Here is a 15413-nt window from a genome sequence, read left to right as displayed (position 1 = left end):
AGCGGATGACATCGCCCTGAAAAGATAAAGCGGATCCTGCCGTTCAGCAGGACCCGCTTCTCTCACAAGGCCATCAGTGCGTAGTTCAGTCTGAACTACAGGTTGATGCCAAGCTTCTTGACCGTCTGGAGCGTGAGCTCTCCGGTTGCGAGGCCTTCCTTGCGCTGGAATGCCAGCACTGCATCCATGGTGCCGCGACCTAACTGGCCGTCGACGGTACCCGGATTGAAGCCGCGCTGCTGAAGCGCGCGCTGGATGGCCATCACGTTCTCGCGAGTCACGTTGACGTCACAGAGAACCGGCATCCACTTCGTTGCGCCGTCGGCAATCTTGACCTGGCGAGTAACAGTCTGGTACTCAGCCGGAATCTCGATCTGACGCTCGGACGCGGCGCGATCCACGACACGACGAGTCACCGTCTCGTAGACAGGCTCCGTCTGGATCTTCTTGGTGAAGACCTTCTTCGGGATCCGCTTCGTGACGGTCTTGTACTCGGCCGGTACAGTGACGGTACGTGTTTTGGCGGGTGCTTTAAGCACTCGCTTGGACACCGTCTTGTATTCAGCCGGGATCTCGACCAGACACATCAGCTCGCCGGTCGTAGCATCGGATCTCGTGACGAGTTCGCCACTACCGTCTTCGACAGCGTTGCCGTAGATACGTCCCTTGCTCGGTTGCCATTCCGTCCGGGCTGGAGCAACAAGAATCCGCTCCGTGACAGTCTCGTAGGTGGCCGGTGCGACCTCCTCGATCGTATCGTAGGCCTCACTAACCAGTACACGCTCAGTAACCGTCTCGTAGGCGGTCGAGGTAACCTCGACGCTACCGTCTGAAAGGGTGCGAACGACAGGCTTGACATTGCCCTTCAGTGGATTTCCGTTCTCATCGACAAGGATGATCTTCTCGCCACCTTCCTTCACAAGCACTCTCTCCGTGGCGGTCTTGAAAGTCGCGGGGGTAACCTCTATCCGGTGGCTCGCTTCCTTGTTGAGCATGCGCTCAGTTTCGGTCTTGAACTTGGCGGGCGTGGTCACACGCGCATAGCATTCGCCGGCTTTCGCGTTCTCAGGAAGACTCATGGTCTCCTGGGCGACAACCGTGCTGCTGGCGAAAAGTGTCAGCACGGCCATGGTCATAATGTTCCGAAGCATTTTCATTTTGCTACGGTACCTCCTAGCATGTTATGTAGAGCAACAATCGGTCACCAACCAAGCGGCAGAGTGTCGCGGCATGCGGACCGACTGCCATCGTCATCGACGGGGTGAACGTATCGATTGGGCTGCGACTCTGCAGCCGAGCGCTCCCTGATCAAACGCTATTCCACGCGACACTTCTTCACACATTGAACACATTTCGCGCCCAAAATGGCGCTCCTGCGCTCAGGAGGGTGCATCGGCACATAACGGGGCGTGCAGAATTCTGTACAACGACCGCCCAAATGTGTCCACTCGCAGCGTGTTGAGTGTCGGCGTCGCCCGGCGAGCGGTTACCGACTGAGAAAGTCGAGCACAAGCCGCATGAGATGCCGCCGATCGGCCCTGTAATTGACCGTTTCGAACGGAAAACCAAGCGTCACCGCCCTGTGTTGGCCATGATACCCGACGCCTGCACCCAGATTATTCTCATCGTAGCGCATCAGGACACTGGCCCCCTCTCCGACAGGTCCAAGCCCGTCCGGCGATTCAACCGCATATACGGCCTCCCCGAGCTCAGTATTGAACCGGAATCGAAACACCCGCTCCGCGAACGTCGCGTTGCTCAAATGAACACCCCCGAGTCGTGCGGCGTGATCGGTAATCCATTTGATGTGCAACACGCTGTCGGCAAATACCCTGTGTCCCGCGGAATCGTGTTTCGCACTGAATAGATCGGTTCCTATGAAGGCTCCCGAGACAAATAGAGCCCCTCCTCCATGCGCGTAGTCTGACAGACGCGCACGCATGGCCGAGGGTAGAGCCTCAAACTCAGGTTCTCGACCTGACCGGGGCCAATACGTCGTCTTCTCCTCGCCGAGTATCAGGTCGACCACATCATACGAGGACAGATCCACGAGCCCGGCTTCGACCGACTCGTCACTCGCAGAATCAAACGAGAACCCGGCGGCCCGGATGGCATCGCCGTGCAGATACGGATAATCAAACGTGTTGCCGGCAAGAACGCGGGTGTCAAAGTCTCCATGCGACGCGCCGTGTCCTGGAGCGTCGTCATCAATCCACGGCAGTCGACTGTCGAAACTGAACTGGCTTCCGGTATATCCCAGGTCGCGCCGGTCCGGAACGCCCTGGTCCCAGAAGTCGGCGAACCCTGTCAGAGATCCAGCAGTCAGCGAAGCCGGGGCGGCCACACGATCGAAGCCGTTGATGATCAGAACCTTCCGGCTTCCCGCCGAGCCCGTGTAAACCGACAGAGTCTCTGACTCGAAGCCCTCGCCGCCGCTGTTCGCCGCCGTGACCCTGAATGAATAGACGCTCTCCGCCTCCAGCCCCTCTATCCGGACCGACGTCTCGCTGACCAGGCGACCGTTGTCAAAGCCCGCCGAATCTACGCGTGTATACACCACGAACCGGTCCGGCGTTGCCGTTGGCTCCATTGGATCGACGGTTGGCCTCCAGCTCAGTACGACAGATGACGGGCCGTCCGACCGCGCCTGAAAGTGTGTGACCGGCAGCGGTTGAACCACGTAGCTGAACCCGTGGTGCTGAGCGAGAAACTTCAGGATTCCCTTGTAGATCGCGCGACTGGCATCAAACCGAAACCGTGGATCAAGCGCATAGCGCATGTCCCAGAAATTCTGGTGCGACAGCAACTCGAGCAGCATCGATGGTACATTCGGACGGAAAGACTCACTGTATTGCCCGTCGTAGAGACTGCGCCGCCGCCAGGTCGAATCGTAGAGCACGCGCAGGTCATGCACGATTTCCGTCTGTACGATATCCGCCAGGTCACGGTTGGCGAAACGGGAAACGCCGTCGGGAAAGGCGCGCGTCGAGTCGGCGCCGTATACACTGTAGATGGACAGGGTCCCGATGGTTGAGTCCGGCCCGGTGATGCCGGCGTCGGTGTGAAAAGCCAGGGACACGTCGACGGGAATCCCCAGTCCGGCCGCACGTCGGTCACGGTTGGGTCCGAACGGCGAACCTCTCAGGTAGTTGACCCACTCACCGCGCGACTGATAATCATCACGGTAGTCGTCTTCGCCGCCGTTGAGATCAAACACGAGCGAGTCCGGCATGCCGGAATACTGAAGATGGTAACGTGCGCCCTCCATGAAACGAGGCCGTTTGCCGGGTCGACCGCCGCGAGCAATGAGCCCCATTCCGCCTCCAAAGCGGACGGCGTCCGCCGAGACAAGTCCGTCCGGGGTTTCACTGCGATTGGAAAGACGTACACTTCCGCCAGATGCATTCGAGCCAGCGTCGAAACGAAATGTGCCGAGATAAATCCACGTACTACCACCGATGCGCTGGTTCACACGGAAGCGCGTCCGCCCTCCTGCATGGTAGACGGCATAATCGGCGTCATCAATACTATCGTCAAGGCTGGCGTACGACACATAGACGGCATAGTCACCCGTTTCGGGAATGTCAGGGATCCACTGGAGCCAGGCCGACTCGTCCGCATCACCAGCGATTTGCAGGAAACTGCCGGTAGAGAACGGGTTCAGACCTCCGGCATAGGGGATCTCGCCGATGCTGAATCCGGGGCCCGTACCGGCCAACCACGCCGACGAGTCAGAAAACACGATCCGACCACCCGCACCCGGATCGTCGTTGTCGACCACAACCATGTTGCGCTGCGGATCGCGTTCGCGCGCGAAGAAGACATGAGCCCCCGCCTTCTCGAGCATGGGCCCCACATACGGCAGCGTGAATGACAGCGGCAGGAGATCTTCTACCGTCTGAAACACCCGAGGCCTCTGCCACATCCAGCGGTCGGCTGTATGGTCATAGTACCAGCCGTGACTGTGCCACATCGCCACGTAGCGATCGGCGAGTCCACGGGTCGGCGAAACCGCGCGGTCGAGCGGCGTAACGAGGGGCGCCGGCCTTGCTTCGGTTCGAGCGAGGCGCGCACTATCCACAGCCGCGCCGGGCGGGCGAAACACGTTGGGAACGAGCTGACGGATCGGAACGCCCATGCTGTAGAGTTCGAGGTCGCGACCCATCAGGTATGGCGATACCCTCCGCCGAACTTCGGACTCAAGCTGCGAGGCCGACTCGGGTCGAAACGGGTACCGGGCAAGTTCTCGACTGAACTCGATCTCCACACGGGCGTCGAGGAATCGAATGGTGTCGATCCCGGTTCCGAGTGGCAGCCGAAACGGCGACTCAAGATCCACGGCGGCATCCAGCCAGGAATGTGCCGCGAAACTCACACCTTCGTCCTGACTGACCGGTGCGGGCACGCGCGATCCGGAGCATGCAGATATAAATACGCCGGCAACTACGACCGAAAAACGCGGAAAGGGTGATCGGCCGATCTGCACAATCGTTGTCAACATGAAAGAGAGACCATCGAACATCTGCGCCCTGTGTGAGGCTCAACTTAGGACGAGACAGCCTGCTTGTAAAGCGTAGAGCATTGGCGCCCGCTCAGGCCCCGGCAGCCGGGCGCAGATCAATCAAAGCGTTTTGTGTAGAAGTGGCAATAGGGCGACTTCCCGGTCTTCTCGTAGTACTGTTGATGATATTGCTCTGCCGGCCAGAATGTGTTTGCCGGTTCGAGCTCCGTGACCACGTCCATGCCCTTTGCTCGAAGCAGCCCGATAAGCATCTCAGCCGTGGACTTCTGATTCTCATCCAGGTAGAACACCGCAGACCGATACTGTTCTCCCACGTCCGGCCCCTGACGGTTCCGCTGCGTAGGGTCGTGCGTCTCGAAGAAAAGACGGGTCATATCCTCGTACGTGGTCTGCTCCGGATCGAAGATCACCTCGATTGCCTCCGCATGACCGGTCGTTCCCGAACACACTTCCTGGTAGGTAGGCTCGGACGTATGACCACCGATGTAGCCCACACGCGTGGACCGGACTCCTTTGGCGCGCATGAAGTAGTGCTCCACACCCCAGAAGCAGCCGGACGCAAAGATGGCTCGTTCAGTCTTGTCCACAAAAAGCACCGCAATGAAATTATCGGGCTCCGTATACGATCCCGCTGATGTCCTGTTCTGGCCTCGTGCTGAGCAAGGCGAAGAGCCGGCATCCGGCACACGCGTAGTCTTTCCCCCCACGTCGGGATGAGGCGCTATCTCTATGTTTTTGAGTTGCCGGATTGTATGATTCAGAGTGTCCGGGTTCCACTGTCACGACGGGAGATCCAACCATGTTTGGAAGAGACAAGCCGCAGGTTCTGGTAGTGGGCGCCGGCCCGGTTGGCCTGTTCACCGCGCTCACCCTTGCCCGGCGAGGCATCAAGATCCGCGTTGTCGACGAAGGATGGCGAACGGCAGCCCACAGCTACGCTCTGGCACTGCACCCTTCGTCACTTCGACTCATGGACGAACTGAAGATTGCCGATGACATCATCGCGCAATCGTACATCGTTCGCAAAGTTGGACTGTACGAAGGGAACGAGCGACGCGCTGAGATAGACTACTCTGATCTCGACGGAGCGAACAACTACGTCGCGGTCCTGCCCCAGAGCAAACTCGAAGAGATTCTCGAAACAGCTCTCGAGACCAGTGGCGTCCCTGTCAAGTGGAATCATCGTGTCTCGCATGTCGAACCCGGCAACGAACATGTCGACGTCACGATCGACCGGATGACCATGGAGTCTCTGGGCTATGCGGTGGCCCACACGGAATGGATCGTTGCGTCGTCCAACAAATACGAAATGCCCTTCGTGGTCGGCGCCGACGGACATACCTCGATGATGCGGCGCTCCCTCGGAATCGAGTTTGAGAATGCAGGACGTACGCGGTACTTCGCCGTGTTTGAGTTCAAAACCGACTTCGACCTCGGCGGAGAAATGCGTGTCGTACTCGGCGAGCGAACGACGAGTGTACTATGGCCGCTGCCCGGAGGCTTCTGCAGATGGAGTTTTGAGCTGACGGATTTCACTGTTCCGCCCGCCAGTCGGGCGAAGGACAGATTTCTGATCCAGAAGGAAGAGCTTCCTGAAACGTCGCACGAAAATCTCGCCCACCTGCTTTCGGTACGTGCGCCCTGGTTCACTGGAAGCATCGATCGCGTGGACTGGCGCACAGTGGTGCGCTTCGAGCAGCGACTCGCGACGCGCTTCGGCTCAGGTCGAGTCTGGCTTACCGGCGATGCAGCGCACATGGCACTCCCGGTTGCGGTCCAGAGCATGAACGTGGGATTCTCCGAAGGCCGACGCCTCGGCAACGACATGGCCGACATCTTGAAAGATGATGGTGATCTGAGTTCCCTTGCTGATTTTGGAAGCGATTGTCTGGAAGAGTGGCGACTCCTCCTGGGACTCGAAGGAAGCGTGTCACCGGTCGCCGACGCGGCGCCATGGGTGCGAAAACATGCAAGGCGACTGATCTCGGCAGTTCCGGCCTCTGGTCCGGATCTCGAGCGAGTGCTCGCTCGAGTCGGCCTCTCCGTGATTTCTCCCGAGAGCAGTATCAGCACGTAGCTGGACAGTCCGCGCGTTGGCAACATCTGAGCGGATCTCGGTCGCAGGCCGAGACGCTCGACGACGTCCGACTGCACCCGCGGGTTTGCTAACCGATCACGCCTTCCGGCACGCGGTCCGGTAGTCCATCCAATCGCCTCTCCGGCACCGCAGGACGAGTGCGCGTGGTCAGCGGCGCCCGACAGGTGTACCCGCAAAGTCTCATTTAGGGGCGACGCATCCAGCCGCATACCTTCGCACCGTCGTCACCCGGCCTCCGATCTCGGGCCGGCCGCGCGGACTCCACAATGGCATCCACTAACGATCCCTGACTGCAACTATGAGAATCCGAATTGTCATCTCTCTGCTATTGCTCGCTGTCGTCGTTCCGACTGCGACAGCCGAGGACATACTTCGTATCTGCTCCGCCTACTACCCCGGTGGCTGCTCACTTCACATCTACGATTACCGAGACGGTGCATACGACTTCCACGTGTTGTGGTGTGGAGGCGAACTGATTTATGAACAGGGCGGATTGGGTGGCCGAATAGGATCCCACGGAAACTGCCGCTACTTCGCTTGAGACTCCACCAACAGAATACCCGGGTACCAGCTATGACACGAATCATCCCGGTCGGACTTATCGCCATGACATGCCTGATGGGCTCAGTGGCGTGCTCCGACTCCGTTTCGCTTTCAACACAAACCGGTGACTTCGCCGCAGACGACGCCCCTTCTATTGCCGTGACCGCTTTCGGCGTACCCGACGCACGCCCGGACCCTGCGGATCAGCGAAGCCCTGAGGAGCAACAGATACAGTATGCCGAATTACGGGCTGAAGTACTGGCGATCCTCTCCGGCCCGTCATCATTCACGGAGCGCGATCTTCGGCTGCGCGAGTATCTGACGAACCACCGCAACTTCAGTCTCGCACACTATCTCGAGCAGTTCGCCGCGACGCGTCTTCTGCGAGAAGCGACCGGAACAGCCGATCAGGAGCGGATCGAAGCCATCGACCATCACGCGCGTGTGCTGCTTCGGAATGGGAGCCCGGAGGCAAAGTTGATACTGATCGCACTCCAGCAGTTGTGCGGGACGTGGAGCACGGATGAACTGCAGCGCGCCGCACGAATCTCCATGGAGCGGGGCCTGGCGTGGGCTGAAAAGGTATGCTCGACCTGTGATGCCCGCGGACAGGATATCCGGATGGCACCGCTGGCCGACGAAATGCTGGAGCGAAAGAGAGAAGAGATCATTGCGGCTGCAACGCAGCTGCAGGAGTTGGCGGGCCTGTAAGCCGGCCGTGAGCAGCGTACAGCCGACGGGTCGCAGGGGGCGTATCGAAGGATGCGGTGGCTCGTCGGCATCGCGCTGCTCAATGAGACTATTTACTTTCTCACGCGTATTCTGAAGCATACCGTCTCACGCCTGTCGTGCAGTTGACAAACCCTACACCACTCTCATCCGGAGCCTCGCAGACAGGATCTACGTTTGTGGTTATCGATACCATGTCGGGCTAATACAAGCTACTGAGTCACTGCATGCACACGACACGTATCCCCGAGCCTCGACACGCGATCCTGCTCAAGTACGCCAGGACGTTGGCACTCACTTTTTTCTTCGCCCCATCGGTGTTTGCACAATCGAGCGAGGTGGCACAGCTCCTCACCACTGTGAGCCTGGATTCGTTGCAGAAGAACGTACGAATCCTGACGGGCCAGGAGCCGGCCGTTACTCCCGACAGCACGTTCTGGATTACAACCCGCTGGTACAATGACAATGAGAGCGCACTCCAATTCGTGAAGTACACGCTCGAGCGCCACGGCTACCCGACGACACTCCAGAGTTTCGACCAGGGCACAAACGTACTAGCGACCCGCCCTGGCACAACCGAGGCTGATCGACATGTATTGATCTGCGCCCATTACGATGCAGTCGCGGGGACACCGGGAGCCGACGACAATGCCAGTGGAACGGCAGCGGTTCTTGAGGCCGCCCGCGTGCTGGGCCCATACACTACCGGCAAGACCGTGACGTTTGCGCTGTGGGACGCCGAGGAAATCGGACTGTTCGGATCGGCCCATTATGCCCGCGATGCCGCCGGCGTCGGAAAGCAGATAGATGCCGTTATCAACCTGGACATGGTCGGGTGGGATGGTGACGGAGATCGTGTGGTGGAGGTCCACACCGACGCCCTCTCCGCGTCCCTGGCCGACGCCGTTGTCGGTTACGCACAGGCCTATTCGATCAACGTGACGCCCGTTCCGCAGAATCCCGGAACCGGTGCAAGTGATCATGCCAGTTTCTGGAGAAGCGGCTATCAGGCCGTGCTGCTCATCGAAGAGTATTACGGCGCCGACTTCAATCCCTACTATCATCAACCCACCGATTCCCTGCTTCACTTCAACCCTGGGTACTATGAGGAAGCGGCAAAACTCGGAATAGCAGCAACAGCCGACCTGGCCGGGATTACCGAAATATCGACAGATCTGAGCCCGCGCCCGACAGAGCGAACACCCCCGGGGATGGAAGTCTACCCGTCTCCGTTCGGGACAGACGTGACGATCCGCTACGGCGTAAACGTGGACGGACCCGCCACTGTTGTCGCCTTCGATTTGCTCGGAAGAACCGTCGCGGTGCTTGTAGACGAATGGCGGAATTCGGGTACCCACACGACGGAGTGGGAAGCCGGCCACCTGCCCCCGGGTATTTACATTCTAAGACTGAAGACCGGAGACAGTACCGCGCTGTTGCCGGTGGTCAGGTCCAATTGACGGGCGGCTCCACTGTGAGCTACCGCATTAAGTGCATGGATCGTACGTGACTGTCGACCCCGGTTCTCAGCACGTAGAGATACGTTCCGTTCGACATCCGCGACCCTGAATCGCCTTGGCCGTTCCATTCAATCGAATAGTCACCCGGCGCCCGAAAGCCCTCTACGAGTCGGGTGACACGACGACCGAGTAAGTCATAGACGTCGAGCGTCACACGCGACGGACTTCCCACTGTGAAGCGAATGCTGGTGGAGGTGTCAAACGGGTTAGGGAAGTTCTGATTGACCGTGGCGTCCATGCGGATCGGAAGCGGATCGTTTGCGACCGTGGACCAGTCGGCCAGTTTATACACTGACCGCCCCACAGCATACGCGAGGCTGTCTCCCAGAAACCGAAACCGATTCAAACGCGGCCTGATGCTCTCGGCCCACCACGTCTCACCGCCGTCCACGGTCTCGTACACCGGCATCGTTGAATTTCCCCCGATCCACCCACGATTCTCGTCGATGAAGCCGATACCCTGGACGAAGTAGTACGACTCGGAAAATAGCTTCTCTTCCCACGTCTTTCCGCCGTCTGATGTCTTCAGAAAGTAGATCGGCGATCGTGAGTTGCGCTGGAGAGAGGCATATCCGACTCGGGCAGACGGGAACGATATCTTCCAGCACCACTCTCCCGTCCGGGTAGACCGGAATCTTGTCTCCCATGTATCGCCACCATCCTCGGTGTACAGAATGATTCCGCTGGACAACTCGTGATCCACGTTCGTCAACCCGACAACGAATCCCGTATCAGGATGAGAGAAATACACATCGATGAGTCCGGCGGCATAGGCGCTCATGTCCTTCGAACGCCATACGGCGCCGCCGTCGGTCGTGCGTGCAAAAGAAGCCGGACCCCTCACGCGACCCACTGCAACAACGACAGAGTCGTTAACGACCTGCATTCCGCAGAGTCCCGTCGGCGTCCGGCCGTTCCATCCGGGAATTGGAGTCCAACTCTGGCCGCCGTCAAACGTCTGGTAGAGCGGTGATCGATCCGTGGCGCCAAATTCTCCGGCCCCCACGTTCCCAGCGAACCCTCGCAACGCATTCAGGAATCCTACAGAGCGGAAGTGGGCGCTGCTCTTGCTGAACTGAAGCGCCCACGAAGAGCCGCCGTCCTGGGTCCGGTATATCTCTCCGGCGCCATTGACAATCCAGCCGCTGCTGGCGGAGACGAAGAACGCATCATTATGGCGGCCCGTATACGGCGCGTTCGGCAGTTCTCGCCAACTCAATGTCTGGGCCGCGATCATTCCTGACCATCCCGGGGCAAACAGCAAAAGAAGAAGCGCGAAGCGGAGAAACGACGGCATAGGCGGCAGTCAGGTGACGGAGCGAGTGACGTAACGCGGGTGAACGGTTCGCAAAACGAATGGCTCGAACCGATGATCCTGCCAGAGGGCACGTTCAAGTTACCCTACACCGACCAGCAGGATGACCTGCCAGCGGTTTACAACTATTGCCCCCTGCCCAAAACCTGCGACGTTTCGTTCCTTGGAAGAGTACAAGGAAGAGAGTCGTCGCGAGGAAGACCTTTTTCGAGAAAGTAGCACCGAAACACGAGCGTATCCGAAATGCTCTTACACTACCTGTGGGTGAGGCGAGTGGCATCAGCCCTGGCCGTCATTTTCCTTTCGGCCGGGCTCAGCGGTTGTGGGCCGGGCGAATCCGACGTTGACGCCGATGTCATGTCCGATGAGGCGATGGCCGAAATGACTCCACTTGAGCGCGGACGGAATCACTATCTCAGATATTGCGCAAGTTGCCACGGTCCTGATGGTTTCGGAGACGGCCCCGTCGCGGAAGCGCTTAAGGACGTTCCGACGGACATCACGCTCTTCCGTAGCGACAACAGCGGCGACTTCCCGGTCGACGTGTTGATAGACGTCATTCGGGGAAACAAGGACGTCCGCGCTCACGGCACGAGAGAGATGCCGGTATGGGGCAACATCTGGTACACCCCCGATGCGAAGCCCGCCGAAACTGCAGTGGTGCAAGCCCGCATCAACGAGCTCGTGGAGTACATCCGATCGATTCAGAAGTAACACGCCGCGGTTCGGACGTTTTAGTCGACTTGCGCTTGGCCCGACACCCAATCGCCGGTATCCAGTCCACTCCCAGTGCGGCGGTTCCTTGTTTGTGTCAATGAGCGCAACGTATTCTCGCGACGAGTGATCACGACACGGAGAGATCCCATGGCCGTAAAACACGCCAGGCAGGTGCCCGCCGAAGAGGTGAAGGCGGGAACCGGGACCACGCGACAGGTACTGATTGGCGACGATGAAGGACCGAACTTTGCGATGCGCAAGTTCTCGATGAAGCCTGGTGGAGGTATGCCCCGTCACACCAACACCGTCGAGCATGAGCAGTACATTCTTCAGGGTCGGGCCCGGATAGGGATCGGGGATGAAGAATTCGTCGTCGAAGCGGGCGACGTGGTGTTCATTCCGGCCGGCATTCCTCACTGGTACGAAGCATCGGACGAGGGCTTTGAGTTTCTGTGCATGGTGCCGAATCTTCCCGACGAAATCCGGCTCGCGCCGTAGATCTGCGCTGAGCATGCCGGCTCGCGAACGCGCACTCCGACGTTCCCTGTCGTCAGATGGCGCATCCTTTGCGCCGATGCTGTTTGCCGCGAGGTGAACGTCCGTCTCAAGCGCGGCCGTCATCGTAACGGCTTTGACCACAAATGTCGGCAGGCCCGTAGTTCTTATGTCGGACTCACGCTCGACGAAGTCGGTATTAGGTCACCGCTGCCTGCAACAGCCGTATGGAACCGGCCGTCGCATCGATTTCCGCCTCCACCCCGAGAGGAACTGTGAACTTGTCCCGGATGTGACCGATCATCGAGCCATGGAAGGCCGGTATGCCGAGCGGCTCGATGTGATGCGCAAGAACCTCTTTGAGAGTAAAAGATCCGTAGCCCCCTTCCGAGTCACAATCACTGCATCGACCAAAGACAAAACCGGATATCTGCCCGAGCACTCCCGCAAGGCTGAGCTGTGTCAGCATTCGATCTACTCGATAGACATCCTCTCCCACGTCCTCAAGAAACAGAATATGTCCGCGCCAGTCAGGCAGGTAGTCCGATCCGACGATGGCGGTGAGGACCGTGAGATTGCCACCCACGAGTCGACCACTCGCACGGCCTTCCTGGATGGTATGAATGCGGTTATCGACCTGCGTGAGGTGGTCGCCCTGGTCTTTCGGATTCACAAAGGTCACGGCCTCGCCCTGCATGAGAACACGGCGCACATGGTCCACCGTAAAGCCGTTCCACGTCGAGTTTCCGGTCGGGCCGTGGAACGTCACGAGTCCTGTCTTCGCGTAGAGTCCGAGGAGTAACGACGTCACGTCGCTGAAGCCGAGGACAATCTTCGGGTTGGCCCGGACCACATCGTAATCCAACAGCGGCAGCAAACGTGCCGCGCCCCAGCCCCCGGCAAGTGCGAAGATGGCATCGACCGTCGGATCAGCGAACATCGAATTGATCTCGTCCGCGCGATCGTGGTCATGACCGGCGAGGTAGCCCCAGCGATCGAGAGCGTGCGCGCCGGTGCGGGTCCGGAAACCCAGCGCAGCCAGGCTTTCCTCGAAGATGGCCAGCCGATCCGGATCCCACGTGATGCCGGCCGGACTGATGATCCCAACGGTATCGCCTTCGCGAAGACGCGGGGGACGGACGACCTGCATGGATCGGGTCTCCCAGAATCGTGGCGATATCGCCGGCAGCGCCGGCAGTGCAAGGACACCAACTCCTTTCTTTAAAAATGACCTGCGATCCGTCATAACAGTGTGGATTAGCTCTGGAGAAACAGAGTCGCGAGACTGCGGACTTCAACGGGTCCTCACGCTTCGGCTGCGCGCCACGCGCGGAGCACAGGGCAGTCGGCATCAACCATGAGCCTGGCGAAACATCTGAAGATGTGTTTCGAAGATATTTCATAAAAGGCGGACAAACCGTAGGTTCCGGCCTTACGATACCACTGTATTCAGTTGACCCCCGCCTGCTGCGATGTCCGCACGCCCGGAGTTGTGATCAGCATTAGCTGTTGTTGCGTGACCTCGCGGCTCATTTATCATCCAACACAAGGAGCATGAGATGAGACGTTCAACCATCCTACAGATTTCCGCCCTTGCCATCCCACTGCTGGCACTGGGGCCCGTCGTTGCGTTCGGTCAGACCATTCACGTCGGTGGCGCCTACTCAACACATGTAGAGGAACCCGGCATTATGGTGGGTGGATACGTACCGGTTGCCGGGGTCATCCAGGCTGGCGGAGAGTTCACATGGTTTTTCGTAGAGGATGCGGGAGCCGCAAGTTTCAATCTTTTTACAATCGACATAAACGGCCGCTATCCCGTGCTTCAGAGTGAGAATGGGGGACCGACGGTGGAAGTGATCGCCGGCCTCAATATCCTCAGATGGTCGGGAGACTACGGTGACTCAACCCCTGGATTCGATTTCGCCACGTCCAGTACGGACATCGGTCTAAACGCTGGTGCCACGGCCGGCTACGACCTCGGTCCGGTTGGACTCTTCGGCAAGGTGCATGCCGTCATCGGTGGTGATTCGAACGGTGTAAACTTCGGTGTAGGAGTCAGCAAGGCGCTATAGGCGGCTGCTGTTCACCGCACACAATCAGGCGCATTACCGCAGACTACCGTCGGCCTGCGGTCAGCGATGTGACCCGGACGATTGATGCCCGGCCTGAACAACCAGGTCGGGCATCGTCTGTCTGTCTCGCACCGGAAGCCCGGTGCTGTGTTCATGAGTGCTCTCTGGCTCCAGGTACTCGCGAGATCACGGAACGTGATGAAGTGGTACACCGTCCCGCCCCTCGTCGGTCGGCGGCAGATACTCAAGATTGTCTGGCCGGCCACGAGCGTCTATTGCGACGCGATCATCTCGCCGAGCCACGGAAACGTCTTGAGCTGCTGGCTGCGTGGATGGTCTCTAGTTCGCCCCGGCCGCCGAACTCGCTCAGTTCAAAGAACGTGATGAACACCGATCCAGAACGCATCATCGGGAGTCTCGAAGGTGTCCGGAAGGAGCGTCCCGTCGGGATTCATCAGCCGCGTAGGGAACTCATCCGGTGAGGGCCGGTTTGTGCCCACGTTTCACTTAATTCGTATCGGCGGCCGACTCAAGCTTTCTGCCCTGGCGTGTGGACATCCACAGTGTTGGGGAAGAAAGCTTTTTCATTTGACGGCCGGCACGGTACGTGCTTATCAGGTTCAGACTAAATGAATATCTACGTTGGCAATCTGCCGCACGCAACGACGGAATCCGAGCTCAAAGAAGCGTTTGACGAATACGGGTCGGTGAGTTCAGCCGCAGTGATTCAGGACAAGTTCACGGGCAGGTCTCGTGGATTCGGTTTCGTTGAGATGCCGAACGACGGCGAAGCTCAGAACGCGATCCAGGGGCTGAACGGCCAGGATCTCGGCGGGCGTACGCTGACTGTCAACGAGGCGCGCCCTCGTGAACAGCGTTCGCAGGGCCGCTACTAGGCTCCACAGACCTTCTGTCGGAAGAGGTTCGGCCGTATGGCCGGGCCTTTTTCCGTTCCGACAATTCCTTACTTACCTGCCGCACGACACGACCGGATCCTCCGGCCGGCCTCAGTCGAGCGGGATGAGATGCTTGTTACGAGACAGCCAGGCGTCCAGCGTCTGTAGTTCAGGGTTCAGCTCCCTGGCAATAGCCGGGTCGCGCACCGTGCAGAAATAGTCGTTGAAATCGCGCTTGAACTGAAACATGTTTCCCAGATCCTCCGCACCCGGAAAACCAAAACCTCTATAGACCTCAGGCGGAACATCGTTGTACGCCACCTCCTTCCCGAGAACTCTGCTCAGGGCATCTGCTATCTGCTGTCCTGTCGGTTGCTCGCCCGAAATGGCGACCGTCTTGCCGACATACTCCAGTCCCTTCTTGAAGATGCCGTAGGCGCATTTGCCGATATCCTCTACGCCGATGCTCGCCAGCTTCTTGTCACCCATCGGAAACGTCACCG

At 59.0% G+C, this 15413-nt stretch carries 14 protein-coding genes; 8 read left to right on the top strand and 6 right to left on the bottom strand.

Annotated elements, in window-relative coordinates; genetic code table 11:
* Window positions 1–95: 95 nt before the first annotated feature.
* The 3 genes from HKN37_07470 to msrA form a co-directional block, all read right to left on the bottom strand.
* Complete coding sequence (locus HKN37_07470) at window positions 96–1151, bottom strand: peptidoglycan-binding protein (protein NNE46483.1); 1056 nt, start codon at window positions 1149–1151, stop codon at window positions 96–98.
* Window positions 1152–1486: 335 nt separating this feature from the next.
* A complete protein-coding gene (locus HKN37_07465) occupies window positions 1487–4501 on the bottom strand; it encodes a xanthan lyase (protein ID NNE46482.1) in 3015 nt (1004 codons plus the stop codon).
* 116 nt (window positions 4502–4617) lie between these two features.
* The gene (gene msrA, locus HKN37_07460; GenBank protein ID NNE46481.1) at window positions 4618–5283 is read right to left on the bottom strand and encodes a peptide-methionine (S)-S-oxide reductase MsrA; all 666 of its coding nucleotides are present in this window, start codon (window positions 5281–5283) and stop codon (window positions 4618–4620) included.
* Window positions 5284–5321: 38 nt separating this feature from the next.
* Here msrA and HKN37_07455 point away from each other — a divergent pair, with 38 nt between their 5' ends.
* From HKN37_07455 to HKN37_07440, 4 genes are all read left to right on the top strand, one after another.
* Window positions 5322–6599 carry an FAD-dependent monooxygenase gene (locus HKN37_07455; GenBank protein NNE46480.1) on the top strand — a complete coding sequence of 426 codons (1278 nt, stop codon included), beginning with the start codon at window positions 5322–5324 and terminating at the stop codon, window positions 6597–6599.
* A gap of 319 nt (window positions 6600–6918) precedes the next feature.
* Complete coding sequence (locus HKN37_07450; GenBank protein NNE46479.1) at window positions 6919–7161, top strand: hypothetical protein; 243 nt, start codon at window positions 6919–6921, stop codon at window positions 7159–7161.
* Between the two features lie 32 nt (window positions 7162–7193).
* Window positions 7194–7874: a hypothetical protein gene (locus HKN37_07445; protein ID NNE46478.1), complete on the top strand. Its 681-nt coding sequence runs from the start codon at window positions 7194–7196 to the stop codon at window positions 7872–7874.
* Between the two features lie 245 nt (window positions 7875–8119).
* Window positions 8120–9352 (top strand): M28 family peptidase, encoded by a 1233-nt coding sequence (locus HKN37_07440; GenBank protein ID NNE46477.1) that lies wholly within the window; start codon window positions 8120–8122, stop codon window positions 9350–9352.
* Window positions 9353–9371: 19 nt separating this feature from the next.
* On the opposite strand, the gene HKN37_07435 is transcribed toward HKN37_07440, so the two are convergent.
* Window positions 9372–10709: a T9SS type A sorting domain-containing protein gene (locus HKN37_07435; GenBank protein ID NNE46476.1), complete on the bottom strand. Its 1338-nt coding sequence runs from the start codon at window positions 10707–10709 to the stop codon at window positions 9372–9374.
* A 261-nt stretch (window positions 10710–10970) separates the two neighbouring features.
* Between HKN37_07435 and HKN37_07430 the strand changes: the two genes are divergently transcribed.
* Window positions 10971–11441, top strand: a complete 471-nt coding sequence (locus tag HKN37_07430) for a cytochrome c (GenBank protein ID NNE46475.1) — start codon at window positions 10971–10973, stop codon at window positions 11439–11441.
* Between the two features lie 150 nt (window positions 11442–11591).
* Window positions 11592–11942 carry a cupin domain-containing protein gene (locus HKN37_07425; protein NNE46474.1) on the top strand — a complete coding sequence of 117 codons (351 nt, stop codon included), beginning with the start codon at window positions 11592–11594 and terminating at the stop codon, window positions 11940–11942.
* A 196-nt stretch (window positions 11943–12138) separates the two neighbouring features.
* Here the strand turns inward: HKN37_07425 and HKN37_07420 are convergent, their stop codons facing one another.
* Window positions 12139–13185, bottom strand: coding sequence for an LD-carboxypeptidase (locus HKN37_07420; protein NNE46473.1), 1047 nt, complete (start codon window positions 13183–13185; stop codon window positions 12139–12141).
* Window positions 13186–13498: 313 nt separating this feature from the next.
* On the opposite strand from HKN37_07420, the gene HKN37_07415 reads away from it, so the two are divergent.
* Window positions 13499–14014 carry a hypothetical protein gene (locus HKN37_07415; GenBank protein NNE46472.1) on the top strand — a complete coding sequence of 172 codons (516 nt, stop codon included), beginning with the start codon at window positions 13499–13501 and terminating at the stop codon, window positions 14012–14014.
* Window positions 14015–14643: 629 nt separating this feature from the next.
* Window positions 14644–14910 carry an RNA-binding protein gene (locus tag HKN37_07410; protein ID NNE46471.1) on the top strand — a complete coding sequence of 89 codons (267 nt, stop codon included), beginning with the start codon at window positions 14644–14646 and terminating at the stop codon, window positions 14908–14910.
* Window positions 14911–15021: 111 nt separating this feature from the next.
* Here the strand turns inward: HKN37_07410 and HKN37_07405 are convergent.
* Window positions 15022–15413 (bottom strand): NmrA family NAD(P)-binding protein (locus tag HKN37_07405; GenBank protein NNE46470.1); only part of this gene is annotated, 392 nt, incomplete at its 5' end.

Source organism: Rhodothermales bacterium, from assembly GCA_013002345.1.
Lineage (GTDB): Bacteria > Bacteroidota > Rhodothermia > Rhodothermales > JABDKH01 > JABDKH01.
This window is presented reverse-complemented; position numbering and strand designations above follow the sequence as displayed.

What these genes read in the sequence shown, in the direction of transcription:
- HKN37_07470 (NNE46483.1), bottom strand. Translation starts at nt 1,151, where the DNA reads ATGCTTCGGAACATTATGACCATGGCCGTGCTGACACTTTTCGCCAGC.
- HKN37_07465 (NNE46482.1), bottom strand. Translation starts at nt 4,501, where the DNA reads ATGTTGACAACGATTGTGCAGATCGGCCGATCACCCTTTCCGCGTTTT.
- HKN37_07455 (NNE46480.1), top strand. Translation starts at nt 5,322, where the DNA reads ATGTTTGGAAGAGACAAGCCGCAGGTTCTGGTAGTGGGCGCCGGCCCG.
- HKN37_07450 (NNE46479.1), top strand. Translation starts at nt 6,919, where the DNA reads ATGAGAATCCGAATTGTCATCTCTCTGCTATTGCTCGCTGTCGTCGTT.
- HKN37_07445 (NNE46478.1), top strand. Translation starts at nt 7,194, where the DNA reads ATGACACGAATCATCCCGGTCGGACTTATCGCCATGACATGCCTGATG.
- HKN37_07440 (NNE46477.1), top strand. Translation starts at nt 8,120, where the DNA reads ATGCACACGACACGTATCCCCGAGCCTCGACACGCGATCCTGCTCAAG.
- HKN37_07435 (NNE46476.1), bottom strand. Translation starts at nt 10,709, where the DNA reads ATGCCGTCGTTTCTCCGCTTCGCGCTTCTTCTTTTGCTGTTTGCCCCG.
- HKN37_07430 (NNE46475.1), top strand. Translation starts at nt 10,971, where the DNA reads ATGCTCTTACACTACCTGTGGGTGAGGCGAGTGGCATCAGCCCTGGCC.
- HKN37_07425 (NNE46474.1), top strand. Translation starts at nt 11,592, where the DNA reads ATGGCCGTAAAACACGCCAGGCAGGTGCCCGCCGAAGAGGTGAAGGCG.
- HKN37_07420 (NNE46473.1), bottom strand. Translation starts at nt 13,185, where the DNA reads ATGACGGATCGCAGGTCATTTTTAAAGAAAGGAGTTGGTGTCCTTGCA.
- HKN37_07415 (NNE46472.1), top strand. Translation starts at nt 13,499, where the DNA reads ATGAGACGTTCAACCATCCTACAGATTTCCGCCCTTGCCATCCCACTG.
- HKN37_07410 (NNE46471.1), top strand. Translation starts at nt 14,644, where the DNA reads ATGAATATCTACGTTGGCAATCTGCCGCACGCAACGACGGAATCCGAG.